This is a genomic window from Oleiphilus sp. HI0061, from assembly GCF_001635675.1.
Map to the genome: position 1 here is coordinate 1 of NZ_LWFE01001000.1, position 24269 is coordinate 24269.

At 43.7% G+C, this 24269-nt stretch carries 26 protein-coding genes; 11 read left to right on the top strand and 15 right to left on the bottom strand.

Going from position 1 to position 24269, the window contains the following annotated elements:
* The 5 genes from A3735_RS11710 to A3735_RS11730 form a co-directional block, all read right to left on the bottom strand.
* Positions 1-538, bottom strand: a 538-nt coding sequence (locus A3735_RS11710; RefSeq protein ID WP_068638101.1) for an SDR family oxidoreductase, incomplete at its 3' end; no start/stop codon positions are given.
* Between the two features lie 12 nt (positions 539-550).
* Entirely contained in the window at positions 551-1006 is a 456-nt protein-coding gene (locus A3735_RS11715) for a nuclear transport factor 2 family protein (protein ID WP_082865183.1), read from the bottom strand.
* Between the two features lie 15 nt (positions 1007-1021).
* Entirely contained in the window at positions 1022-2014 is a 993-nt protein-coding gene (locus A3735_RS11720) for an acyl-CoA desaturase (protein ID WP_068515410.1), read from the bottom strand.
* Positions 2011-3474: a deoxyribodipyrimidine photo-lyase gene (phrB, locus tag A3735_RS11725; protein WP_068515415.1), complete on the bottom strand. Its 1464-nt coding sequence runs from the start codon at positions 3472-3474 to the stop codon at positions 2011-2013. The genes A3735_RS11720 and phrB overlap by 4 nt, the downstream gene beginning before the upstream one ends.
* An 85-nt stretch (positions 3475-3559) precedes the next feature.
* Positions 3560-4549 carry an NAD(P)/FAD-dependent oxidoreductase gene (locus tag A3735_RS11730; protein WP_068515418.1) on the bottom strand — a complete coding sequence of 330 codons (990 nt, stop codon included), beginning with the start codon at positions 4547-4549 and terminating at the stop codon, positions 3560-3562.
* 135 nt (positions 4550-4684) lie between these two features.
* On the opposite strand from A3735_RS11730, the gene A3735_RS11735 reads away from it, so the two are divergent.
* Complete coding sequence (locus tag A3735_RS11735) at positions 4685-5278, top strand: sigma-70 family RNA polymerase sigma factor (RefSeq protein ID WP_082865284.1); 594 nt, start codon at positions 4685-4687, stop codon at positions 5276-5278.
* Positions 5245-5889, top strand: a complete 645-nt coding sequence (locus A3735_RS11740) for a ChrR family anti-sigma-E factor (RefSeq protein WP_068515424.1) — start codon at positions 5245-5247, stop codon at positions 5887-5889. The genes A3735_RS11735 and A3735_RS11740 overlap by 34 nt, the downstream gene beginning before the upstream one ends.
* A gap of 232 nt (positions 5890-6121) precedes the next feature.
* Here A3735_RS11740 and A3735_RS11745 read toward each other — a convergent pair whose 3' ends face one another.
* Positions 6122-7318, bottom strand: coding sequence for a PQQ-binding-like beta-propeller repeat protein (locus A3735_RS11745; protein WP_068515427.1), 1197 nt, complete (start codon positions 7316-7318; stop codon positions 6122-6124).
* Positions 7319-7650: 332 nt separating this feature from the next.
* On the opposite strand from A3735_RS11745, the gene A3735_RS11750 reads away from it, so the two are divergent.
* A complete protein-coding gene (locus A3735_RS11750) occupies positions 7651-9333 on the top strand; it encodes an NAD(P)/FAD-dependent oxidoreductase (RefSeq protein ID WP_068515429.1) in 1683 nt (560 codons plus the stop codon).
* An 86-nt stretch (positions 9334-9419) separates the two neighbouring features.
* Here A3735_RS11750 and folE read toward each other — a convergent pair whose 3' ends face one another.
* The 3 genes from folE to A3735_RS11765 are packed head-to-tail and all read right to left on the bottom strand — an operon-like array spanning position 9420 to position 11725.
* Positions 9420-10070, bottom strand: coding sequence for a GTP cyclohydrolase I FolE (gene folE, locus A3735_RS11755; RefSeq protein ID WP_068515433.1), 651 nt, complete (start codon positions 10068-10070; stop codon positions 9420-9422).
* Entirely contained in the window at positions 10063-10458 is a 396-nt protein-coding gene (gene folX / locus A3735_RS11760) for a dihydroneopterin triphosphate 2'-epimerase (protein ID WP_068515436.1), read from the bottom strand. The genes folE and folX overlap by 8 nt, the downstream gene beginning before the upstream one ends.
* 52 nt (positions 10459-10510) lie before the next feature.
* Complete coding sequence (locus A3735_RS11765) at positions 10511-11725, bottom strand: sigma-70 family RNA polymerase sigma factor (protein WP_068515439.1); 1215 nt, start codon at positions 11723-11725, stop codon at positions 10511-10513.
* Between the two features lie 389 nt (positions 11726-12114).
* Between A3735_RS11765 and A3735_RS30920 the strand changes: the two genes are divergently transcribed.
* Together A3735_RS30920 and A3735_RS11770 are read left to right on the top strand one after the other, a co-directional pair.
* Positions 12115-12354: a fasciclin domain-containing protein gene (locus A3735_RS30920; protein WP_255375169.1), complete on the top strand. Its 240-nt coding sequence runs from the start codon at positions 12115-12117 to the stop codon at positions 12352-12354.
* 5 nt (positions 12355-12359) lie between these two features.
* Positions 12360-13391: a fasciclin domain-containing protein gene (locus tag A3735_RS11770; RefSeq protein ID WP_197485882.1), complete on the top strand. Its 1032-nt coding sequence runs from the start codon at positions 12360-12362 to the stop codon at positions 13389-13391.
* 348 nt (positions 13392-13739) lie between these two features.
* Here the strand turns inward: A3735_RS11770 and A3735_RS11775 are convergent, their stop codons facing one another.
* The 4 genes from A3735_RS11775 to nhaA all read right to left on the bottom strand — a co-directional run bounded on the left by A3735_RS11775 (position 13740) and on the right by nhaA (position 17380).
* Complete coding sequence (locus A3735_RS11775) at positions 13740-14483, bottom strand: SDR family NAD(P)-dependent oxidoreductase (protein ID WP_068515443.1); 744 nt, start codon at positions 14481-14483, stop codon at positions 13740-13742.
* Between the two features lie 87 nt (positions 14484-14570).
* Positions 14571-15344, bottom strand: coding sequence for a MipA/OmpV family protein (locus A3735_RS11780; RefSeq protein ID WP_197482883.1), 774 nt, complete (start codon positions 15342-15344; stop codon positions 14571-14573).
* Between the two features lie 10 nt (positions 15345-15354).
* Complete coding sequence (locus A3735_RS11785) at positions 15355-16029, bottom strand: heme-binding protein (protein WP_068515449.1); 675 nt, start codon at positions 16027-16029, stop codon at positions 15355-15357.
* A 175-nt stretch (positions 16030-16204) separates the two neighbouring features.
* Entirely contained in the window at positions 16205-17380 is a 1176-nt protein-coding gene (gene nhaA, locus A3735_RS11790) for a Na+/H+ antiporter NhaA (protein WP_068515454.1), read from the bottom strand.
* Between the two features lie 261 nt (positions 17381-17641).
* Here nhaA and A3735_RS11795 point away from each other — a divergent pair, with 261 nt between their 5' ends.
* Positions 17642-17968 carry a hypothetical protein gene (locus A3735_RS11795; RefSeq protein ID WP_068515457.1) on the top strand — a complete coding sequence of 109 codons (327 nt, stop codon included), beginning with the start codon at positions 17642-17644 and terminating at the stop codon, positions 17966-17968.
* Here A3735_RS11795 and nhaR read toward each other — a convergent pair.
* On the bottom strand, positions 17952-18866 hold the full coding sequence (gene nhaR / locus A3735_RS11800; protein WP_068515460.1) for a transcriptional activator NhaR: 915 nt from the start codon (positions 18864-18866) through the stop codon (positions 17952-17954). The two genes, A3735_RS11795 and nhaR, sit on opposite strands and share 17 nt — an antisense overlap.
* A 256-nt stretch (positions 18867-19122) precedes the next feature.
* Between nhaR and A3735_RS11805 the strand changes: the two genes are divergently transcribed.
* The 3 genes from A3735_RS11805 to A3735_RS11815 all read left to right on the top strand — a co-directional run bounded on the left by A3735_RS11805 (position 19123) and on the right by A3735_RS11815 (position 21573).
* Positions 19123-19761, top strand: a complete 639-nt coding sequence (locus tag A3735_RS11805; RefSeq protein ID WP_068554077.1) for an HPP family protein — start codon at positions 19123-19125, stop codon at positions 19759-19761.
* A 399-nt stretch (positions 19762-20160) separates the two neighbouring features.
* Complete coding sequence (locus A3735_RS11810; protein ID WP_068508639.1) at positions 20161-21102, top strand: universal stress protein; 942 nt, start codon at positions 20161-20163, stop codon at positions 21100-21102.
* Positions 21103-21138: 36 nt separating this feature from the next.
* Positions 21139-21573, top strand: coding sequence for a phosphate-starvation-inducible PsiE family protein (locus A3735_RS11815; RefSeq protein ID WP_068515468.1), 435 nt, complete (start codon positions 21139-21141; stop codon positions 21571-21573).
* A gap of 193 nt (positions 21574-21766) precedes the next feature.
* On the opposite strand, the gene A3735_RS11820 is transcribed toward A3735_RS11815, so the two are convergent.
* Positions 21767-22135, bottom strand: a complete 369-nt coding sequence (locus A3735_RS11820; protein WP_068553808.1) for a hypothetical protein — start codon at positions 22133-22135, stop codon at positions 21767-21769.
* Positions 22136-22755: 620 nt separating this feature from the next.
* Between A3735_RS11820 and A3735_RS11830 the strand changes: the two genes are divergently transcribed.
* A protein-coding gene (locus A3735_RS11830; RefSeq protein WP_156490229.1) for an IS3 family transposase occupies positions 22756-23933 on the top strand; the annotation gives its coding sequence in 2 pieces (ribosomal slippage) (positions 22756-23014 and positions 23014-23933; 1179 coding nt in all).
* A 113-nt stretch (positions 23934-24046) separates the two neighbouring features.
* Positions 24047-24217: a DUF6435 family protein gene (locus A3735_RS29680; protein ID WP_156490163.1), complete on the top strand. Its 171-nt coding sequence runs from the start codon at positions 24047-24049 to the stop codon at positions 24215-24217.
* Positions 24218-24269: the final 52 nt, after the last annotated feature.

Below are 24269 nucleotides of genomic sequence, written 5' to 3' on the forward strand. Positions count from 1 at the left end.
CGTCAATGCCTTCTTGCTGTAAATCTATTTTTAAGCACTCGGTAAAATATCGTAGTGCCGCTTTTGAAGCGCCGTAGACATGTGCTCTGGGAAGCGCTTGATAGGTGACGCTGCTCGACATCACGACCAGTTTTGGCGTTTTTCCTTGTTTGGCGGATTCGCGCAACAGGGGCAGCGCTGCATTGATGGTCGAAACAGCGGCCGTGAAATTGGTGTCCATCACGCGTTTGATACTGCTCATATCAATTTCGTCTGAATCGATATACTCACACGTACCCGCGTTCACGACGACCATATCAATCGACGGATAAGTGCTTTGCAGCTTTTCTACGACGGCTTGGCAAGCACTATCATTGGTGATATCTAGCGTTTGTGGCTCGCACTTTGATGGTGTCTGTCCGCACAACGCGTCTAGTTTATCTTCTGAGCGAGCGCTTGCTATGATTGATTTATCAAACTTCGCCAAGGCGGTGACGAGCGCTTTTCCAATCCCGGTGCTAGCACCAATTACCCAAATACGTTCAATATCATTCAGCATTGTCGGCTCCTGCTACTTCATAAAATATTTTAGAGTTTGGATAAGTTTCCCCATGACCGGTATGTGCTCATAGAGCAATTGCCCGCCATCAAAGTAGTCTCTGTGGTAGTACACTTTGTCGTTGAAACGTATTAGGCTTGCCCCTTCAATCGTGATTATTCTGCCTTTATTTAGCTTCGGGTGAGCATATTTCATGGTCCAATTTAACATGGCATCATTGTCTTTAACCCACTGGTCATGGAAGGTGAACTGGCAGGAAAGTAAGTTCTGATACAGTGACGCGCAGTACCCTTGAAAGTTAGCTACGCCTTCTATCCGATGAAAGCTATCTTCGAATAATACGTCTGGTTCGTAGACTGCTTCAATGATTCCACTATCGCAGTTATTCGCATCGAGCGTGTGGAAGAGGTGCTTGAATCGCTCTACAACATTAGCGGGTGTTTCTGACTTTATAACGACGACTGACATGATGATTGTGCCTTTTTAAGTATGAACGTTTATGCTTGAACGTTTTTGTCTACCTTCTTCTAGGATACGAGAAGGCACAGGGTTCAGATCAGAAATAATTCTAAAAAAGCTCAATAGACGCAGTATCAAGTAAGAAATATCAATCTCCCACCAGTAGAAACCCTGCCTTGCAGAGACGGCAAAGCGGTGATGATTGTTGTGCCAGCCTTCTCCCAGGGTAAGCAGTGCAAGGAAAGCATTATTCCGACTTTGGTCTTTTGTCTCAAAGCGCCTTGATCCCCATACGTGACCAAGAGAGTTAATGGTGAAGGTGGCGTGAAACAAAAATACTGTAGAGATAAAGAAGCCCCAAACCAGAATTTGTAAACCATTAACGCCTGAGTTTGGTAAAGCATAAGCCAAGTATTCACCCAGCATGTACATGCCGATTGCGAAGAGAACGGGCACTAGGCTATCAAAGCGATTTAGAAAGCGGAGTTCAGGGAACTTCGCTAGGTCTTTTATGACACTGTAATCGGTTTTAAACCCTTCATCGCTCATGAACCATCCGACGTGACTCCACCAAAAACCATGAGCAATGGGAGAGTGTAAGTCTGACTCTTCATCTGAGTGCTTATGATGATTCCGGTGATGAGCGGCCCACCAAAGCGGGCCTCTTTGAGACGCTGAATTGCCTAGCACGGCAAAACAAAACTGCCAAAAGCGGTTGGCCTTGTAACTCTTGTGAGAAAAAAAGCGGTGATAAAACGCGGTGACCGCAAACATCCTTAGCCAAAAAGCGGCTAAACAGATCGCAATGGCGACGGGGCTCCAGCCTGTCCAGATGACACCTAGGCAGCCTAAGTGGACGGCAATAAATGGCATGCAACGCATCCAGTTTACGGTGTTGGTAGCGTGCTCCCTTTTGGGGTCAGGTGAGTAAGACTCAGAGTCAAACCAGCTAATAAGGTTACCTATTAGCCTTGTTGAGTGACCCGCTTTAGTCTTACTGCTCGGTGTATCGTTCATGAGTAATAGTCCAAAAGAGGAAGCTGTTCAGTATCAGCTTGTTTGTGAAGCGATTTAAATGCCGCTTTCGTTTGTGACGTTGCCAGGGCGTGTTCGACTATTTCTGCGGGGTAAGCGCATGCAGCTCTCTGTTCTTTAGTTGGTTGGTGTATTGACTTGCTATCCAAGGTTTGTAGTTCAGGAACATAGCGTCTTATAAACTGTCCTTGGGGGTCAAAGCGTTCAGACTGGCGTGTGGGGTTAAAAATTCTGAAGTAGGGAACCGCGTCGACGCCTGTCGAGGCTGACCATTGCCATCCACCATTGTTGGACGCCAAATCACCATCGACTAGCATTTCCATAAAGTACGCTTCACCGAGTCGCCAATCAATTAATAAGTGCTTTGTTAAAAACATCGCGGTAATCATGCGTAGTCGATTGTGCATCCAGGCTTTTTCTTTTAATTGGCGCATGGCAGCATCAACGATGGGGTAGCCTGTTTTTCCAGCCTTCCATTGTTCAAACAAACGATGGTCTTTACGCCAAGGTAGCTGATCTGTTTCTTTCTTAAACGGCTTATGCATGCTCAACCTCGGATAAGCGTACAAGAGGTGGCGATAGAATTCTCTCCATAGTAGTTCGTTTATCCAGGTGTTGACGCCTTCATTACGCCCTTCAAACTCGCCTTGATTATAGCTTAGTGCTGATCTTAAACACTGTGATGTGCTTACGATACCCGTTGCAAGATAAGGAGACAGTGAACTTGTCGCGTCGAGCGAGGGAATATCTCTGGCCTTATGGTAAGAGGCTGCGCGTTCTTCCATGAAGTTATTAAGTAGCTCGTGAGCGTGATCTTCTCCTGCGGGCCAATGATGGTCCCACCGAGAATCGACTTGAAACGTCGCAACATTCAAGTTTGGTGCTTTGACTGTTAAGGGCGGTTGTGGCGAGGGTTTGTTGACCAGGTGCCTGGATAAAGTCTTCGACTGCTTTAAAAATGCACGTTTAAATGCCGAGAATACATGATAGTAGCTTCCCTTCTGGTTCCTCAAGGTGCCCGGAGAAACGATGCATTGATCATGAAAAGATTGGCTGATAATGCCGTGATTACGTAAGTTTTCAGATACCGACTTGGCGAGTCGGCGCTCGTTCAGTCCATAATCTTCATTGTAGAAAAGGTGAGAAACTTTCAGCTGGCTGGCAAACTCAGAAATACTCGATTCCAGTTTTTGCATGGATTCTGCTGTAAGAACATAAAAGGGAACGTTAAGCTCGCTGAGAGCGCCAGAGAGTATTTCTAGTTGGCGCAGGATAAGAGATCGTTTAGCTGGCGACTCATTGTGGGCATCCCAGGTTTCTTCAGATATCACATAAACAGCAATGCTAGGCCCGGATGACATGGCAGCCGAAAGCGCCGGGTTATCATAAACCCTTAGATCACTTCTAAACCAGATTAGGTTGAGTAAATGTTCTTGCGTCATCTTATATTATCCCTTTTTGTTGCTATTTTATGTTGCCAATATCTTATACTACGAACCTTGTATATCATACGCAGGCCGAATGAAATTAGATCTGTTTTGCTACCGATATGCCACTTAAATAGGCGCACTCAAGTCCGTGGCGGGATTGATTCGTGGCAAGATAGTCTCCACTGAGGTGTATTTTTTCACTACATGTAAGGTAGTTCTCTTTATTGTCGATGGGGGTATTACTCGGCAGAGAATATAGCCAGCGATGTAAGTGTGAAACGATGATATCTATTTTTTGTTCGCATAGTGCTTCGAACTCACTCAATAGATAGCTTTCAACGCGTGTTCGTTCCCAATTAATTGTTTCTTGGCTCCACTCTTCGCCAGCTTGGACTTGATAGTACTGCACTGAATCGTCTGGCTTAGCACCTCGTTTAACGTGCTCTGGCGAAATTGACTTAATATTTGGGTGCTGTGCAGAATCTATTTTTAGTTCTGTACTGCTACGAACGGCCAAGAGAAGTACCCATTGTGGTTCCATTTTAATGTGCTCGATTAGAGGGCAGAGACTATTGCCTTTGGGTAATAGGTCGTAAGCTTGTTGAGGTGGCGTTGCGATTACAATGTGCTCTGCTGTGCAGAACAGCTGCTCGCCAGTAGGTGATTCAGTGTAAACCTGCCAAAGCTCACGTTCCTTTTCGAGGCGACAAACCCGGGTGGAAAAGTGAATGTTCAGGTCTTTAGCAATGTGGCGCGTGATGCTGGAGTTTCGCTCTCGGCCAACATAGTACTCTGGCTGATTGGCGCAGGGAACGATAAGCTCATCGGCCAGCCACTTATCAAGTTGAGCTTTAAATTGTGGTGTTTCGCTAGAGAAACTAGGGCAGCCGAGGTCAAACGTAAGGCTTTGGTCGTCAGGTAGTGGTAAGCGCTTTGATGAGAGCCTGCCGCCAGTTCCGCGTGACTTTTCGACCACCGCTACCTTTTTGCCTCTATGTTGTAACTGCTTAGCAGCCGTTAATCCTGCCATGCCTGCACCAATTATGACTACGTCCATAACTGTGTCCATAACTACGTCTGATTTCATGTCTCACCTAAGTATTAAAAGATTCTACTAACTATACGGCATAGCTCAGATATTGGATTAATGGGTTTACCCAAATAGTAATATGCTTTACATTTCAGGAATGATTCAAACGTAGATTTCTTGCAGGAAGGCCCGGTGGCTACCATCACTCCAGAAAACCAAAAGTTAAACGCCTTGTTAATGAGTATTGCTCAAAATCAAGACCGTAGTGCGTTTATAGAACTATTTAACTTAAGCTCTGCACGCTTGAAAGCGTATGCCATTAAGTGTGGTTCGAACTCAGCAGATGCCGAGGAGCTATTACAAGAGTGCATGTTAACCGCATGGCGAAAAGCGCATACCTTTAAGCCAGAATCCGGCACTGCGATTACCTGGTTATATACGATTGTTCGTAACAAACGTATTGATATTGCACGTAAGGGTCGCCCTGATTTGGTCCAATCTGATGACTTGTTTTATGAAGAGGGTGGTGAATCTCTAGAAAGTGAAGTCGAAAGTGATCTAAATGCGCTGATTGTTCGTAACTTAATCACAGCCTTACCTGACGAGCAAAAACAGATTGTCTACAAGGTTTACTTTGAAGGGAAATCACACAGTGAAATTGCAGGGGAATTGGACTTGCCCCTTGGCACGATTAAATCGAGACTCAGACTAGCAATGAAAAAGCTAGATAACTTGGCAAAAGAGCATATGACATGGCTAATTATCATCCTTCCGATGACCTTTTAATGCAGTTCGCTGCTGGGCAGGCACCTAATGCTTTGGGTATTATCGTTGCTTGTCATATCGAAACTTGCGGTTCGTGTGCCGCAAAAGTACGACGTTACGAAAGCTTAGGCGGTGATATATTATCTAGCCTGGAGCCTGAGCCGGTTGGCGCGAACGTACTAGACAATATTCTCGCGCGGCTTGATGATCCTGTCGCGAATGACAAACCTTTGAACTCAGCGAATCAGCAGGTCGAGATTCCACCGCCACTGAGGCGGTTTGTTGATAAAGACTTCGACCAGTTATCGTGGTCAGGCTTTTCAAGCAGCATAAAAGAGTTTGTATTACCTATTTCCGATGAACGCTACACCGCTAAGTTTTATCGAATCGCTGCAGGCAAAGAACTCCCAGAGCATACACATGAGGGCAATGAATTTACCTTGGTGATGCGTGGTAGTTTTTGCGATAAAGCAGGTGATTATCATAAAGATGATTTCATTTTGGCCGACACCCAGACTGTTCACCAGCCAAGAGCGCATATGGAAGAAGACTGTATATGCTTTGCTGTGATGGATGCTCCTTTGAAAATGACGGGCTTTTTTGGTCGAATGTTGAACCCATTCCTTCGTTGACAGAGTATTTCGGATTAGCCTCTTAGCACTTACCTTAAGTAAATTGAAGTGCCGTCGTTTAGGGTCATGCATTGCGACAATTGCGGGGTTTTCTTTCCATGGTTTCCGCGTTCTTACAAAGCCTCAAGGCATAACCTAGATTTCATCGCGAAGGCCTATTCCATCTAGGCCTTCGCTTAACACCTCATATTTAAACCTGTTCAATCTGTTTTAAGGGTGAGACTGGGTATTTCTATTGGTTCAAGAACTTCGCTAAATAATGTTGAATTTCACCGTCCTTGACTGCGCTATATCCAATGTACATATTATTGCCTTCTAATGCGATGGAGCCTGTCGTGATTTGAGTGCCTGAGGTCGCTACGGTTGCACCGATGAACTGGCCACTTGAATCAAATTTCTCGTTGTTACCACCACCGACAACATACACTGCACTGTCTTCATCAAGCGCTAAGTCTTGAACAATATTTTGGCTCGTGGTTTGCCACAGCTCTCGCCCTTGCTCATTCAATTTAACTAGGCGTCTGGACTTGTCGTTAGAAAGGCTGAGCACTACATTGTCTCGCCAATCTGCCTTCAGTAAAGCCGGGCCCGGTAGTCCATAACTTTGTTGTGGCGGGTAGTAGGTTTTACTCCAGGATGGTTGACCGTTTGGACTGATACCGGCTATGCGTGTTGAATCATCTTGTTGATTGTGCGCGATAACAATGCTGTCATCAGATAGGACTGCGAGAGCGGCTTGAAGGTAAAGGTCTGCAGGTAAATCAACAGCCCAGGCCAGTTGCCCTGCAGCATTGTATTTCGCTGCTTTTTCTGCGCCGACAATATGGATGTCGCCGGCATCATTAACCTCGATATCCCATGCTTTCTCATGTTCAATTTTAAGTTGTTTGACGCCATCTAAGTTAAACACTTGGGTGGCAAAACCTGTAACATATAACTGGTCTTGATGGATCTCTAGATCGCGCGCATCATCGTGTTTAGATAGCTCAATAGACCACACTAGTTCTCCATAAGTATCTACTTTAACGAGGAAAGAGCCATAGCGTTGAATGTCATTTTCGACAATATAGCTAACACCAATGGCATAGCTGTTACCGTCACTATCTAGGGTGAGATCAGTTATCTTATCGTCACTTCGATAGTTGCCTTTCGCAAGGTCAATATCGGTTGACCAGATTAATTCACCATCACTGCTTCGCTTAACCAGCAAAATATTTTGTTGGCGGTCCGTGCCTGTTCGGATCGTTGATCCGCCGCTGATTATTTCTCCATAACCATCGACGGCGACATTTGATAGCCACTCAACTCGAGATTCATTGCTACTGGCATGAGAGTAATATTGCTCCCATTCTGGTGTGATTTCATTCTTACAGGCAGTCAGTAGGGTAAGCGGAAGCAATAAAGATAATGTTTTAAGGTGTAGGTTCATACGTTTAATAAAACTCCATGTGTGTATGAAAAGAGGTTGTAATGTTTTAAAAACAACATTAGGTGTTGGAATATAGTGATAAAATTTAGTATAAGCATACTAAAATGTTATCTGGTTAACGGTTTTTTGTTTAATAAGGTGTTCTTAGCCCACTTAAGGTGTCGGGAGCACACAAAAACTATTTTGATACTGACACTATCTTCCTGAGCCAACTACCTATAATCTTTACGATGTAAGTTTTTTGCTGTATGTGATGATTCAATACTTAAAATAAATCGTAATAATTGGATTATGTGATTTAACCATTAATTATCCATGTAGGAATTGCTCTTATGACTAAGGAATCCGTTCAGCCTCTCACGAATAAGAAAACACTCAAACCCAGTACGCTAAGAGTGGGCAAACGCTATCGCTCATCGCGTGTCGACGGTCATTATGATGCCGTTGTCATTGGCTCGGGTATTGGCGGTATGACCAGCGCAGCTATGCTGTCTAAGGCTGGGTTAAAGGTCTTGGTATTAGAGCAACACTACACCGCTGGAGGATACACTCACAGCTACTCGCGCAATGGCTACGAATGGGATGTAGGTGTTCACTATATCGGTGAGATGGGCAACCCTAAATCACAAATGCGCAGAATTTTCGACTTTATCACTGACGGTGAATTGAAATGGGCGCCACTAAATAGCAATTACGATCGCTTCCACTTTGGCGAGGATGTTTACAATTTGCGCGCGGGTAGAGATTGTTTCAAACAAGACTTGTTAAAACACTTTCCCGAAGAAGAGCTAGCGATTGATTCCTATCTGAAAATGCTAGATGCCATTACGCGGTGCATGCCCCTTAAGGTTATGGATAAGTTGATGCCAACCTTACTTTCTCGGCCCTATAAGCTGCTCAAGCGTTTCGGCCTGCCTGACTACTTCAACAAGACGACTTATGAAGTCTTAAGTGGACTGACCTCAAATGAAAAGTTAATTGGCGTCTTAACAGGGCAGTGGGGCGATTGTGGTTTACCTCCTAAGCAGTCGAGCTTTTTAATTCATGCACTGATCGCTCGACATTACTTATCGGGTGCTTACTACCCAGAAGGTGGTGCCTGGAAAATAGCCGATACGATTATTCCTGTTATCCAACAGTCAGGTGGTGACTTGCTTACTTATGCAAGCGTCGAAAAAATAGTCGTTGAAAAGGGCGTCGCGTTGGGTGTCGAGATGTCTGATGGTCATATCATTCACGCAGATAAGGTTATTAGTGCTGCAGGCGTAATGAATACCTTTCAAGACCTGGTTCCGCAGGCGCTGAGCAAAAAGTTCTCTTATGATAAAAAGCTGCAAGAAGTTGAATCATCAAAAGCGCACTTGGGAATGTATATTGGTTTGAAGGGCAGCACTGAAGAATTGAAGCTACCCAAGACGAACTTCTGGATCTTTCCTGATTATGACGCCGATAGTGCTTTGGATGCGTTTGAGAATGACAAAGATAAGCCTTTGCCTGCGGTGTATATTTCATTTCCGTCTGCAAAAGACCCTGAATGGCAGCGAAAGAACCCTAGCAAGTCGACGATAGAAATCGTTGCGCCTTGTCCTTATGAATGGTTTGAAAAGTGGGAAGACCAGCCATGGGGGAAACGAGGCACGGACTACGAAGCACTCAAAGACATGTTTACCGAGCGTATGCTGAAAGCACTCTATGAAAAAATGCCTCACTTAGAAGGTAAAATCGACTATCACGAAACCAGTACGCCCTTGTCGACAAACTTCTTCTGCGCCTACAAAAAATGTGAGCTCTATGGACTTAATCATGACCCTTCTCGTTTTGAGCAAGACTGGCTGCGACCTGAGACGCGAATTCCCGGCTTGTATCTAACTGGCCAGGATGTGCTTAGCTGTGGCATTGGTGGCGCGATGATGGCAGGAGTGATGACATCGGTTAGTGTGCTGGGTTGGAAAAGCTACAAGCTACTTAATCGCTTTGGCTTGCGCGATAGGATTGGTTTGGCTGTGCCTGTTTAGGCGCAGCGCTGCTTGCTATCACGCCGATAGCTCTGGGGATAAACAGCGATGGTGTTTGTCCCCGCCATTGATTGTGTAGCAATCAATTATTGATGGGCCTCTTGTAGAAACTCAGCGCGTGTCTGTGGGTTGGTTTTAAAGGAACCTCCTAAGGCTGTCGTTGATGTTTCAGAGTTTGCATCCATAATACCTCGGGATTTAACGCAATAATGTGTTGCGTTAATTGATACTGCGACGTTGTCGGTATTGAGTAAGACTTGCAGCGCAACTAAAATTTGCTTTGTTAATCGTTCCTGAACTTGAGGGCGCTGTGAAAAAAACTTTACGATACGATTTATCTTGGATAAGCCGATGATTTTTTCTGCGGGAATATACGCGACTTTAGCTAAACCATCGATCGTGACGAAGTGGTGTTCGCAAGTACTTATCAGGTTAATGCGACTGACTTTAACCATTTCATCGACATTCATTTTGTTTTCGATAACCGCTATTTTGGGAAAGTTCTGATAGTCCAGGCCAGAGAATATCTCCTCCAAGTACATTTTTGCGATTCTGTGTGGAGTTTCAGCCAGGCTATCGTCTTGAAGGTCTAGCCCCAAAGTTGCCACGACCTCGGCTAATAAACCCTTAATTCGCTGATATTTTTGTTCGTCAGTGTATGGCGTCTGAACAAGAGGCGTTTCAAGTCCCATTTCAACTAAGGTGCTTTTAACTAATTGGGCTTCAGGGCTAAGCATGGGCATAGTTCTCCAAAGTTTCAGGTAGGATTGAGGCCTGCATTGTCAGTGATACTGAATCAGCAAACCGGAGCGCGTGTGGTTTCTCAACGTTTACTTTGGCGAAGGTGGTGTGGGGACTCGTGGTGCAAATTTGCAAAATTTCTTTTACAAGTCGCTCGAGTAATAAGAATCTGCCTTCTTCAACAAGTTGAATGATTCGCTTGGTAATGATCTTATAGTCCAGCGCGTCTTTCACCTGATCTGATTGCGCGGCTTTATTGGCAGAATAATGTAGTTCGACATTCACGACGATATCTTGTTGTTTAATTTTTTCTTCTTCATTAAAGCCGATAAATGTTCGTAAGCGTAGTTTGTCGATTTTAATAATCGCATTTGATAAATTCATAGTCCGTTTCCTCTCATTATTAATCATTACGAATCAAATTGAATAATGGATCTCAATTGCCATTGCCCAGATCGGTGTCTGGTTCACTTTCTAAGATTGTGTTCAGCTCTTTTTCAGATTGAAGCGATAATTGGCGAACCCTTTCAGATGAGATGAAGAGTATCTCGCTGATCTCTTTTAGCGTGTAGGTGCGGTTGATTCCTATGCCATATCGCATTCGGAGTATGGTTTGTTTTCGTAGATCTAAGCTCCCTAGGATGTTTTTTAGGTCTCGTTTGTACAGGAGCTCCTGTGTTTTTAGGTCTTGTTCGTTTTTTCCAATGAGTTCGTGTTCTTCAGGTTCTGGAGACTGTGCATACCATTCTGTGTTAGCGGTCGCATGAGTATTTAATTCGACATAAGGTGCTTTATTACTGATGTTATCTGGCAAACTCGCTCTAAACTCATGGCTTCTAGGAGGTCGTGATAGCTGCTGTTCTAGCTTTGCCCTCGTTTTGTCGGCAATTGCTTTATCGCGGAGTTGATCGTAAGGTTTACGAACGACACTTGCTTGCTTTTCGATAGCCGCATGTATGTGATGACTAATGGCAGTATAAGCATAAGTCGAAAAGAGGAACCCCTTACTGGGATCAAAGCGCTCAATGGCTTTAAGTAAGCCGATACTGCCTTCCTGCACTAAATCGTTGTAAGGCATTCCGAGGAATCTAAATTTGCCAGCTACGCTAAAAACAAGCTTCAAATTTGCAGTTATTAGTTCATTACGTTCGCTCTTATATTGTTTACTTAGTTTTTCCAGCGTGTGGACCTGATCACACAGAAGAAATTGGTCTGCTGTGTTTTCTTGATTGATGTGTTCGTTGATAACTTTTATCACTAGGTGGCGAGGGACTTTCCAAAGTGAAAGGTTTTTTTTCAGCTTTCTGCTTACTGCTTTCCTCTGCTGCTTTGAACCTTCGATATGGTCGATTACCTCAAGAGAATCGATGAGAGAAATGATTTTTAAATAGACACTTCCATCGTTATAGATCTGGGTTCTTAAGTATTTTTGAGTTTCGTTCTCGATTAGTTCGACCAATGACTTCAAAGAGCTCAGTAGTCTGGGAAACTGAGCAAATAAAACCAGCTGTGACAGGGCGTAAGACTCCATAGATTTATAGAGCTTCATTTGCGTTGCGATAGGCAGTTGTGGCAGCTGATTATTCTCAAGGTCATAAGGGTTTCCACTCGTATTGCTAATCTTGGTTTCAGCATATTCTTTAGCGAGCATAGGTGCTTATTCTCCGGACACTGTTTAATTACCTTTACTCGAAGAATGCGAAAACGGATCATAATTTTGTGTTTTCATGTCGTTTCGTTTTAGAAAACAGAACTTAATTGTGATCCGAATTTACAACCTCCCCGTAAACTGGTTTGAGCGCTCGAGATGAATGTCACCGACGCATGTTTAATTTGTAAGAATGATGTCGGTATTAACTCAAAACGAAATTGAAGAATGATTTAGGGAAGGTACACATTATGTCCACTCGACTTTTAGACAGGCTTTCTTGGGCCAAAAGTTTATCCGTATTGTTGTTTGCCAGTTCAACACTATTATTGTCAGCATGTAGTGACAGCGATAACGATAGCGCAGCGTCTTGCACGGGTTAAATCGCAGACATCGCTGACTGCAACGATAGCTTCGATACACTTTATGCTGCGGTGGCGGCGGCAGGCTTAGGTGAAACCCTAAGTGGTGGAGAGTTTACAGTATTTGCGCCGACGGACGATGCCTTCGATGCATTGTTTACAGCATTGGGTGTGACGCCAGATGAGTTCCTGGCGCGTTCAGACCTAGCTAATATCCTGCTTACCATGTTTTATCTGGAACGGTTGACGCGACAGCAGCTACATCCTTAGCTGGAATGATGGATAACACAACACCCACTGTTGAGACGTCGAGTATTGAAGTATCTGTCTCTGGCGATGATCTATTTGTTAACCGCTCTCAAGTTGTGATCGCTGACGTTGTTGCGGACAACGGTATCATTCACGCAATAGATAAGGTTCTTATTCCACCAAATTATTTCAATGTTGTTGAAACGGCACAAGCAGATGGTCGCTTTGATACATTGGTGGCTGCCGTCGTTGAGGCTGGCTTAGTAAGCACTTTAGCGACAACGCCAGACCTAACCGTTTTTGCACCGACTGATGATGCCTTTGCAGACTTGGTGGCAAATAATGACGCGTTTGATAGTGCCGGTGATATTCTTGCACTAACGAATCTTGGGGATATTCTGCAATATCATGTATTGGACTCTGAAGTTGATGCTTTGACCGCAATCAGCCTGTCAGGCAATACAACAACGCCGTTATATACCGCAAAAGATCTGGCAATTTCTTATGATGACCCAGACTTATTCATTAACACATCTAAGGTCATTGTTGCCGATGTCGATACATCAAATGGAATAATCCATGCGATTGATAAAGTCCTATTGCCACCATCAGCTGATGCTTTATCAGATGACAGTATTACCATTGGTGAGCTGGTGACTAATTTGGCAGGGGCTGAGGTGGATGCAGAGTTCACAACCTTGCTCGCCGCGCTTCAGCAAGAAGGCTTAGATGCTGCGTTGGTGGGGGATGGGCCGTTCACCGTGTTTGCACCGACTGATGCAGCGTTCGCAGCAGTGGGTACACCTAGTGAAGTGCTTGCTTTAGGTGGCTTGGCAGATATCTTGAGCCAACACGTAATCAGCGGCACAGAAATTGACTCCATAGCTGCCTATGCAGCAAATGGCACGGCTGTACCGACATTGCGTGCAGATACAGATCTTACAGTAGATATCGATATGGGTATGCTGATGGTTGGAAATGCCACGGTGTTGATTACAGATGTTGAAACCTCAAATGGTGTTATTCATGTAGTCGATGCGGTAATCACAGCCCCTTAGTAGAAGTGGTTATCTAAATCGATCTACCTTTGTCCCGCTTTGCGGGACTTTTTTTTCGAATTAGAGCGAGTCTAGGAGAGCGTTATTTTATGGCTACCAATACAAGTAAAAATGTAGATACAGAGCATCGCAGCAAACAAAGCACTACCCTAAGATTACCTTGCAGGGGCTGCCTAAAAACATGCTCAAACTATACAGTGTGTGATGGACGCCCGTGGAGAACAATGATAGCCATTGACTCATGAGTTAGAAATCGACACGGCTCGTGTAGAAAAGGCTGAGTAAAACAATTGTTACCTTAGTAGCTTGGTTCGGTTTAGGTTTCTGAGTAAGCCAAGAGCTGGCCTACTACCACTCAATATCCATATTGTTCCAATCTTTAAAACTTAACTTTCCATCTGCTTTTGACTCAACTAAGAGTTGATGCAGCCGATCTGCGACAAAGTCGGTCTTGAATAGTTTTTCTTCTGGAACGCCCGCTTGGTATGGCTTTGAAAGTTCGGTGTCTGTGGTTCCAGGGTGGAATGAAATGACTTTTGCTTTTGGAAAGCGACGACTGTATTCAATAGAAGCATTCTTGAGAAGCATGTTTAGTGCTGCTTTAGAGGCTCGATAGCTATACCAGCCGCCGAGCCGATTATCTTTAATGCTACCCACTCTTGCTGATAATACAGCAATCGTGGTCGCTGAATTTTTATTCAGTAACCCGGTCAGCTCTTTTAACCAGACAATCGGCATGAACGTGTTGGTCTCAAAAACGCTATGCAGACTTTCATAGTTGATATCTTCGATACGTTTCTCAGGCTTTATGTTGAGTTCTTTACTATGTAGTAAACCGCTGGCGATCACGATATATCGAATAGGTATATGACTGTCCGCTATTTGTTTGCAGCAAGCCTGAATCGAACTAAGCTTGGCGTCGGTTTGTAGCCATTCGGTTTTTGTTTTTTGACTTTCATTTCTCTGGGGCTCGTTCCTAGACAGCGCAAAAATAGTCGTGATGCTTCTATCTGATTGCATACGTTTAAGGATTGCGCTCCCAATACCCCCGTTAGCGCCGATGATAATTGCTGCAGCCTTGGATTGGTTCATTTTGTGTGACCTCAATGGTTATTGAAAACTGAGTGCAGGGAGTAATGGCTTATTGGAAGGGTGCATCAGCTTGATTCAGGTTTGAAATCAAAAGAATCGGGTGAAAGAAAGATTTACCTTCCAATGGTTTTTGTTGTTAACAATAGGGCTGTTATATAGCGAGGAGTCCAGCCAGGAATGTGTCACGCTGGCACGGGTAAAGCCTTTGAGAAAAATTGGCGTTGCAAAGTTAAGGCTAACAGACGGATTGATCGACGTGTTGGGAGTGTAAGCTTGTCTATCTGAATTGGATTCGTGATCGCGCACGCCAAAATAGTAGTTACTGTACGCGCTATCCAAGTAGTTTAAAGAGATCTTTGGAGTCAAAAAAAATGGCCCGTAATTGTAACGGTATGACATTGCAAGGGTGAAATCTTGTCCGCCTGAATGGTTCTGTAAATCATGAAGATAGCTAAGTGTGTACGACAGTCTGTCTTTTTTGAGGCTTGTACTCAGACCGCCAAACAATGAGTTCTGGCGCCTCGTCATTCCGTCAAGATGCTTTGAGTCGTTCGGTTTGTAACCGACCGACTTATAGGTGATGAGTGCCAAAGCTTCCAGTTCAGCACTCTGATGTATGATATAGCTGGCACGAGGCCCCAAAAAGCTAAACCTAGTACCTATATAACCTATAATAGGCAGGGCAACCGTGTCAGCTCCTACGCCGGCATAATAAGAGGAATTGATGCTTGTAAAAGCACCGTAAAACCAGCCAGTCTGTTGTTTTCTAGCCTGGCTTTTTTTTACTAGCGACGTTTCCTTACTGCCGGTTTGATATGGCTCAGCATTCAATGAAACAGAGCTCGACACTAAGGCGAGCACAATTATCAACCTAAGGTAGAACATCAATTAATATCTCATTGCGTCGCAGAAATGGTAGTGCCCAGGGTGGATCGTACCCTGCATAACTAGCTAGTGAAATTGAAGAGTAATTATTGCTGTTGAGCCAGTCACTCAGTTGATTGACATGTTTTTGATAATTGCTTTCACTCCATAATCCTGAATAGCTAATCGCTGCAACTCGTTTTTCAGGAACCTCACGAAGACAAACAAGCGGGTCTGTAGGTTGAGGAGAATTGTTAATAGTGAACTTGTCTGGTAGCACAAATTTCAAAATCCAGCCTTGCCGTTCGTTCTCAGTCTTGCTCGGACTCGCAATAACAGGGCTGGTCATCGCAACTATTTTACCTTTTTCTTCCTGTGGTTCAGCGATGACTGGTGCTGTCATCGAAATGTCATTGGCAGAAACATTGGCCCCAGAAATATAGTCAAACAAACGTCTAAAGGATTGGTCGGTTGCATCACGAAAGTTGGGCTCATTTACGTAGGTTTCAACTATCATGACAGGTTCGTATCGTCTTATTTCGATATTGCCGACCTTCTTTTCAACGGTATAGCGAGCCTCATCTGTAGTGCGTATACCAAGTAGTGAGCAGCCTTCCAATATGAGGCTCAGCAAAGTTATTATGATGAGCAAGGGGGCACTGCTTCGTGCTTTATTCCACATATCAGAAATCACCTCGTCTTAAAAATCAGGGAAATAAAAAATAATATCTACCTAGTGTTTGTACGCTGAATTTTGCTTAGTGGATCTATATAAACGAAATTTTGTACCAAAGAGTGCTATTTATTTAACGAGTCAGCCCTCTTTGGCACAGGTTGGTGCATTAGAGTGTGCCGCTTTATACAGCTTTATTGTTTCGGCTTCTTATAATAATGATGGCCCCCATCACAGCTGACATAACTGACCCTAACAGAACACCTAGTTTGACGCTGTCGTGATAGCTTGGGTCATGGCTCTCAAAAGCGAGTGTGCCGATGAATAAGCTCATGGTAAAACCAATTCCGCACAGTACGCATACACCATATAATTGAGGCCATGTGGTATCTTTTGGCAGGCTTGCGATACCTGATCTCACCGCCAGCCAGCAAGCGCCAAAGATTCCCAGTTGTTTGCCTAAAAACAGCCCAAGCGCGATACCTAATGTAATTGAGTTAAATAGATCATGAGTGCCGATCCCGATTAAGTTGACACCGGCATTCGCGAATGCGAACACAGGCAGTATCATAAAGGCAACCCAAGGCTGAATGCTGTGTTCCATTTGCTTTAACATTGGGTGTCCGTCTTCAGTGGCCACGTTAATTGGTATAAACCAAGCCACGATGAAACCCGCTAGCGTAGCATGAACACCTGACTTGAGTACGGCTGCCCACACAACGATACCGACAATAATGTAAGCCGCTTGTTTGCTCACCTTGAATCGGTTCAACAGGCCTAGAACAAACAGACCTGAAATGGCAACGGCAAGAGAGGCTGTTGATAGGTCTTGTGAGTAAAAAATGGCAATAATGACTATCGCACCGATATCATCAAATATAGCAACCGAGAGCAGGAATAGCTTGAGGGTCAGTGGTAGGCTTTTGCCGAACAGACTAAATATACCTAAAGCAAAGGCGATATCAGTTGCCGATGGAATAGCCCAGCCTTGAAGTGCCGCCGGATTTTGTTGATTTAAGCTAACATAAACTAAAGCGGGAGCAATGATGCCCGCCACAGCGGCAATAGCAGGTAGTATTATCTGGTCTTTTGAAGATAAGTGGCCTTCAATAATTTCTCGTTTAACTTCTAGGCCGACCAAGAAAAAGAACAGTGCCATCAAGCCATCATTGACCCAAAGCAATAGCGGTTTAGCAATTTCAAAGGAGCCGAATTGAATGGTGACGGGTAAGTTAAGCACACCTTGGTAGAAACCATTGAAAGCTGTATTCGCCATGATGAGTGCCGCCAAAGCCGCGAGAATTAATAGAATTCCCCCTGCTGCGTCATGCTCAACCATTTCTCGAAAAACTTTTGTCATAGGTAGGTCCTTGCTTTAAATGATGAGAAGACATTTATATGCTTTTACCTAGCTATGAAAAAGTCGAATATTCAGCTCAATATGATCGAAAAAAACTGATCAATTTTTTTTGGATCTTTAACCAAACGGCTGGGGGAAAGCATGGATTTAAATTGCCACTCATAAATACTTCGGATACTTCGAAGTATTTATGAGTGAATAACTTATGGATACCTAGGGTAGTTGGTCGTTAGCATAGTAAAAAAACACGGAGTTGAAATTATGCTGTACCTAAATGTAAGTGAGCACGTAATGCGTAACTGGAGCAGAACAGTCGATCTTTACTATTCCTTTCACCTGAGTGGCATTAACACTGATATTGAATCAGTAAATCTGTTGATAGAGGAACGCCAACAAGAACATGATAATAGAGCTCTTTACTACTGTGAGCTGAATATTCACCCATGTGTAGGGGAGCACTTACAGCTAGCGGTAGAGAGCGAAAATTGTGGTGTCGCGATTGAACAGAGCTTTGCCAAAGCAAAACGTTATATGCTGCGCCGCATGCGCGGAATTTCAGATGAAGCGGCAGCTAAGATGCTTGGCTAATAGATGAAAAGCTTCGTCGTGCTGCATCGGTAATTGCAACGACAGCCGGATGTTTCAATTTTCGCTCTGGTGAAATAACAAAGAAGTGTTCGCTAACATTGTTTATCTCACCAATCGACTTAACGTTATACATGCGCTCAACTTGGCTTGCCATGGCTGATGGCGCAGGAAAAAAACCTGCACCGCCTTCGCCAAATGCTTTTAGCAATGTACTATCGTCAAACTCTGCGATGACATTTGGTGATATGTCTACCTGATCAAACCAATCATCCAAGCTTCTACGTAAAGCATGATCATTCAGAGGGAGAAGAACGGGTGCCTCATTTAGCAATTCAGGGAACTCTCCTGAATGTTGGTGCCGCAATTCGTCTGTGCCAAAGAAAGATAAGCTACTAGAACCTAGCTCATGGCTAAAGGCTTTAACATTGAGCCCGGTAGGAATACTGCGATCAGATAGCACCAAATCAAGTTTGTGAACGGCTAAATCTCCAAGCAAGCTATCTAGGTCGCTCTCCATACAGACGATTTTTACCGGATCATCTAGTTTCATAGCTGCTTCGAGAAGTTTATAAGCGATGAGTTTGGGAATGGAGTTTACGATTCCAACATTGAAAGTAATTGGTGCTCCGGGCTGCTTGCTTTTGACTCGTTGAGTAAGCTCAGCGCCCAGGCTGAATATTTCATCGGCGTATTGCTCAACCATGCGCCCCATCTCGGTGATAACTAGGCCGCGACCCACTCTTTGAAACAGAGGCTCACCGATAGTTTCTTCAAGCATTTTCAGCTGACCGCTGATTGTTTGAGGCGTTAAATGAAGAGACTCAGCTGCTTTTGCGACGGAGCCTTCTCGAGCGACGGTCCAAAAATATAGCAGGTGGTTGTAATTGATATGTCTCATGCTAAGCCCCCTAAGGTGTATTGACTGACAATCGTAATTCATCAATATTGCAAGTTATATACGAAGATAATGTGATTTTAGATCGGTTTTTTCGATGATGGTTTGTTTAGTGTCAGCTTAATGTTTATTTTCAGTATTGTAGAAGCTTTCCTTATGATCGAAAAAAGCGACCGTTTAGTAAGTAAAAAGCTACTTTTATCGATCCCAGAAAGGCGGGATGATCTAAGTCGTATAAATTGTATTGGGGGATTTTGCTATGTTCTATGTATATTCACCGAGTGGACGGGCCTTCGCTGGGCCGTTGGAAAAGCTTAGGAAGGTTGAGAAACCCGCCAATACCTCGACAATACCGAGTTTAAATTATACAGAAGTAGAGCTTGAAGAGAATGAGCAAGCCAGAAGTTCCTATGATGTGCCCGTCAAAGCGATTTCTGAATATCAGAATTTGCTTAAGAAAAACTCACAGCAAGAAGCTGTTTATCATGCTTACCAAGTTATGAGCCAACCGGTCGTTAGTGTTCAGCTAAGCGATACATGGGGATACGTACTTGAGTTATTCGAACAGGTGCATTATCAGGTAGTTCCTGTTCTGGATAATAAAGGGCAGCTAGTTTCAGTAATCTCTCGCCAACAAATATACGCTAAGCTCTTGTCTCAATCGTCGGTTCAAATGGGGCGGGACACTTCATTATCGAGTGTTATCCAAACAAGGGGGAAATCTGTTGTTTCAGCGGATCCTGTGACAGATGTTCGTAGAGTGGCCAAGGCCTTAGTCATGTATAGCTTGGATGCAATCCCTATTGTGGATGCTGAGCATCGTTTAGTGGGGATTGTCTCCCGCACTGATATTTTAAGGTGTGTGACTGCCAACCCTCCTCTTTCAATGTGGTGTTAGCGCGAAAGAGACTTAAGCCCCCAAAGAGATCTAGGCGAAGATTTATCTGTGTCAGAAAATTCCTTATTAAATGAACGAATTAAACTGCTTTTTTAAGGGAATGTTCATTGAGAAACTGAGGCTATATTAAGTAGCTGTATGAAGCTATCGAATACAAACCATTCTAACTCCCTTGCTCGAGCGAACTTTCGAGACACCCCGCATTGCGGGGTTTTTTTATATTCTGCAATACTCTTAGCATAACTTTATGTTCGTTAAAATCGAGTAATCATTTAGCTAAAATCTGATTTTTACGAGCATTAATAGTTGAAATAATGGCTTAGCTTTTAATCGTTTTAGTTGATGATTAGTGCTGTCAAGTGTTGGATTATATTTTCCAAATTATGAGAGGGACTAAAAATGAAATTGAATCATATTATGGTACCTATTTCTCCAGGAGGTGGAATTGCTCCAAGCTTGGGTGAGCTTATCGGCTTGAGGAGTGACAATGATGAACCGCTAGAGGTTAAGTTTATTACTGTAATCGAAGACGCTGACTTTTCTAGAATCTCGGGTTATATGAGAGCCTCTCCTGCGACACTCCTAGAGCACGCAATCAATGTTGAGCTTGAGCGGCTGGATGCCATGATTGCGCTCTTAGAAAAAAAGCTTCCTGATGTGTTATTTGAGCGCGAAGTTGTAACAGGCGTGGCATTTATCAATCTTATATTAAGTGCGTTGCGGGGCCACTATGATTGTATTGCCATCTCTAAGCCTAGTACCAACAAGAAAGATAGTAGTGTTATGGGAAGCACTTTGATGCACCTGATGCGTAAGTCACCCACGCCAACTTTCGCGATTGGCCACCAAAAAATGTGCCCTGAAATGAAAATAGCCGCAGCTATCGATGTAAGTAACATTGATGTTGATAGCGGCTTGAATCAGCAGATACTTGATGCAGCTTTGAGCCTGGCGGAGTTATATCGCGCAGAGCTGCATATTGTTCATATCTGGCACCTTGCGGGTGAAGGGTATCTTAGTACTTGGGGGCGGCGCAGTGACTTCGAGGTCGGAGCTATGGCAAGAGAAGAAAAGCACTCTAGGAAAGAGAGAGTTGACGCCCTAACGGGGCATGCTAAGCGGCGTATTCGAGAGATACATTTAGTTGAGGGGCAGCCCAAGAATGAAATACCCAAATTCGTCGATGATCAGTCAATTGATATCTTGGTGATGGGGACTGTGTGCCGTTCAAATGTTGCTGGCATGATCATAGGCAATACCGCAGAGTCTATTTTGGGTAAGGTCAATTGCTCAGTGCTGACTTTGAAGCCAGAAGGGTTTGAGTCTCCTGTTGTTAAATAGTGAGTGATTCAATACCTTATTAATAGGACACTTAAGATGAAAAATGACACTGAAAGTATTTTGATTTCTCGTATTTATGTCTTGGTTCGGTACTGCGTCCGGTTACTCTCAATATTGATGGCTGTCGTTATTGTGATGGGCGTTATTGATGTTGGCTGGACACTGTATCAAAAGCTCATAACACCGCCGCTGTTTATACTCACTATCTCTGATATGTTGGCAACGTTTGGGGCGTTCATGGCAGTCTTGATTGCCATTGAGATCCTTATCAATATTACCGTCTATCTACGTGATGATGTGATTCATGTAAAGATTGTGATGGCTACTGCCCTAATGGCGGTAGCGCGAAAGGTGATTATTCTGGATTACAAAGAGGTTCAACCAGAGTATGTTTATGCCACCGCAGTACTAGTCTTCGCGATGAGTGTGGGATACTGGGTAGTTCATAAACTACCTGAAAAATCACAGTAGATCATTGACTCTAACTATCCTGAGCGGAGGGGTAAATTCGTATAGTTATTTTGTGACCTGATTTTTAAAGGTGTTTTCGCGGAGAGAGGATACGGTGTCTTGATTAAAGGTTTTGTTGCAGCGTCAAAAGCAGACTGCGTCAGCGATTCACCCAGTCAGGGTTGATCGATCTGCAGCCTGTTGTTGCTAGAGGTTAAACAACCAGTTTGGCTTCATTGGCCTCTTCAGTAACGTCGAGCAAGGGAGTAGCTCTGCGAACTCGATTATGTTTTTTGAGCTTACGAAACAAGGTCTGGTTTACTTTTTGTAATGCATCTACAAATGCTTTCTCTGTGCTGTCTCGTTTAGTAGTAATAAGAATCGACGGGAGCCCGAACAGTGTAACCTTAACTTTGCATTGTTTATCAACGCCGCCTTTTGGGCCATTCACATCTTCTAGGTTAACGTTGATTCGTTGAATAGACCCTGCAGCCTTTCGATACATTCGTCCTAATCTTCGCTCAAGGTCGAATCTAACGCCAGGGCTAATAAAAGCTGTTCGTGTGTTGACTGAGATGTTCATATTACTCTCCTATAAGCTTGAATAGATGCCTACCAAAATCGGTATGACCATATATGCACGATCTATTTTGAATAAAATTGGTGATATAAAAAGCAGATAAAAATTTACTGAATGCTCGTTAAAAACATACTATTTGAAATTCAGATATTTTTTATAGGTCATAGATCCCAGCATCTTGTGGTTGACGGAAAGGTTGAAGTAGATATTTGCTGGTATATTGGTGCTCATGGTAAGTCTTTCTCACCTATACTGTTTAAGGGAAATACTAGCGTTTAATATAAGAGGCCTATATCTAATCAAAGTATTGAATTATTACTTTTAAAGTCATAATTAATTTGAAGGCTTATATGGATAGCTTTGGAAAGGGCTGTTTTATACTGATGAAATTTTAAAAATTAGTGAGTATATGAATTTGTTTTTTAGACGGAGTTTTCTGCTTACAATTTGTGTGACGTTGCTGGGGTTTGTTCCTCCCTTTTATGCATTTGCGGACTCAATCATAGTAAAAGCCAATCCTGGCTACTACCCAGTTACATATAAAGAAGGAAATGTAGTGGCACACTAATTTTGGCCACCTAATTAGAGGTGATATTATCACCATCAACTAACTAGGTATCAAAATGAGCAAACGAACAAGACCAACATACTCTCCAGAATTTAGACTCGAAGTTGCACAAGAAGTTGTTGATAAAGGGCGCAGTGTCCGAGATGTCGCGGATAGCTTAGGCCTTGGTAAGTCCACGGTCGATAAATGGGCGCGACAATTAAAAGAAGAACGAAACGGTAGGTTGTCGAGTGCTACACCTCTCACTCCAGATCAATTAAAAATTCGCGAGTTGGAACGCAAGATCAAACAACTAGAGGGAGACAACGAGATTTTAAAAAAGGCTTCAGCTCTCTTGATGCAGGACTCGATCAAAGGTTTTCGTTAATCCAAGCGCAGCAAGGGAGCTGGTCGGTATCTCGACTATGCCGCGTACTTAATGTTCATCGCAGCAGCTACAGATATTGGTGTGACCGCCCTCAAGAGATAGAGCCGCAACGCCTTAGATTGATTTCTGAACTCAAGCGTTGGTTTGGAATTAGTAATGGTTCTGCGGGGGAGCGTACTTTGGTAACTCTGCTGGCATTATCCGGCTTTAAGGTGAGTCGCTGGTTAGTGAACAAGCTCATGAGGCAAGAAGGTTTGGTTAGCCGCCAATTGCCGGCACATAAGTACGCTAAATCTGAGAAAGAGCATGTGCTCATTCCAAATGTGTTGGGTCGTTGCTTCAGTCCGGAACAGCCTAATCAAGTTTGGTGTGGTGATGTGACATATGTTTGGACGGGGTCTCGTTGGCTGTACTTATCGGTCGTTATCGACTTATATGCAAGGCGTGTTGTTGGGTGGGCCAAATCTAAGAGTCCCGACAGTGAGTTAACCAAGAAGGCATTGAGAGTGGCTTATGAAAGTCGTGGCAAACCGAAGGGCGTGCTATTTCACAGCGATCAAGGTTGTCATTACACAAGCCAATCCTATCGTCAGCTGCTATGGCGTTATGGCATTCGACAAAGCCTAAGTCGCAGAGGAAATTGCTGGGATAATGCGCCAATGGAGCGATTCTTTAGAAGCTTTAAAACAGAATGGATGCCGCGATCAGGATATGAATCGTTTATGGAAGCAGAAGCAGCTATCGATCAATACATTAATGGTTACTACAATCGTCATCGGCCTCATCATCATAATGGTGGTATGTCACCGTTATTGACTGAACAGGCTTACGAAAAAACTTATAACGGGCTGGCCAGTTTTAGTTGACCACTACACAGCTGTTGGTTCCCTGAATAATGGTCTTTTGCCGGATGATTGTAATCTATTTCCCTTATACAGACGTATTTAATAAGTACCCTCTATAAATAGGAAATAGCGCAATGATCAATCTATTTAAGCAACACACAATGAAACGCTTGATTAAGGAATATGAAAGAAAGCTGACCTACGCTTTCGAGGCTCAAAGAATGGGCGATATGAGAGAGTATGCCAAGCGAACCCAGGATGCTGATTTGGTATATCAGCAAATAAAGGATCGGCAGCAGTCTTAAACTTGTGAACGCATCAGTGAAAAGACCTTCAGGCGCCATGCTAGAAGGTCTG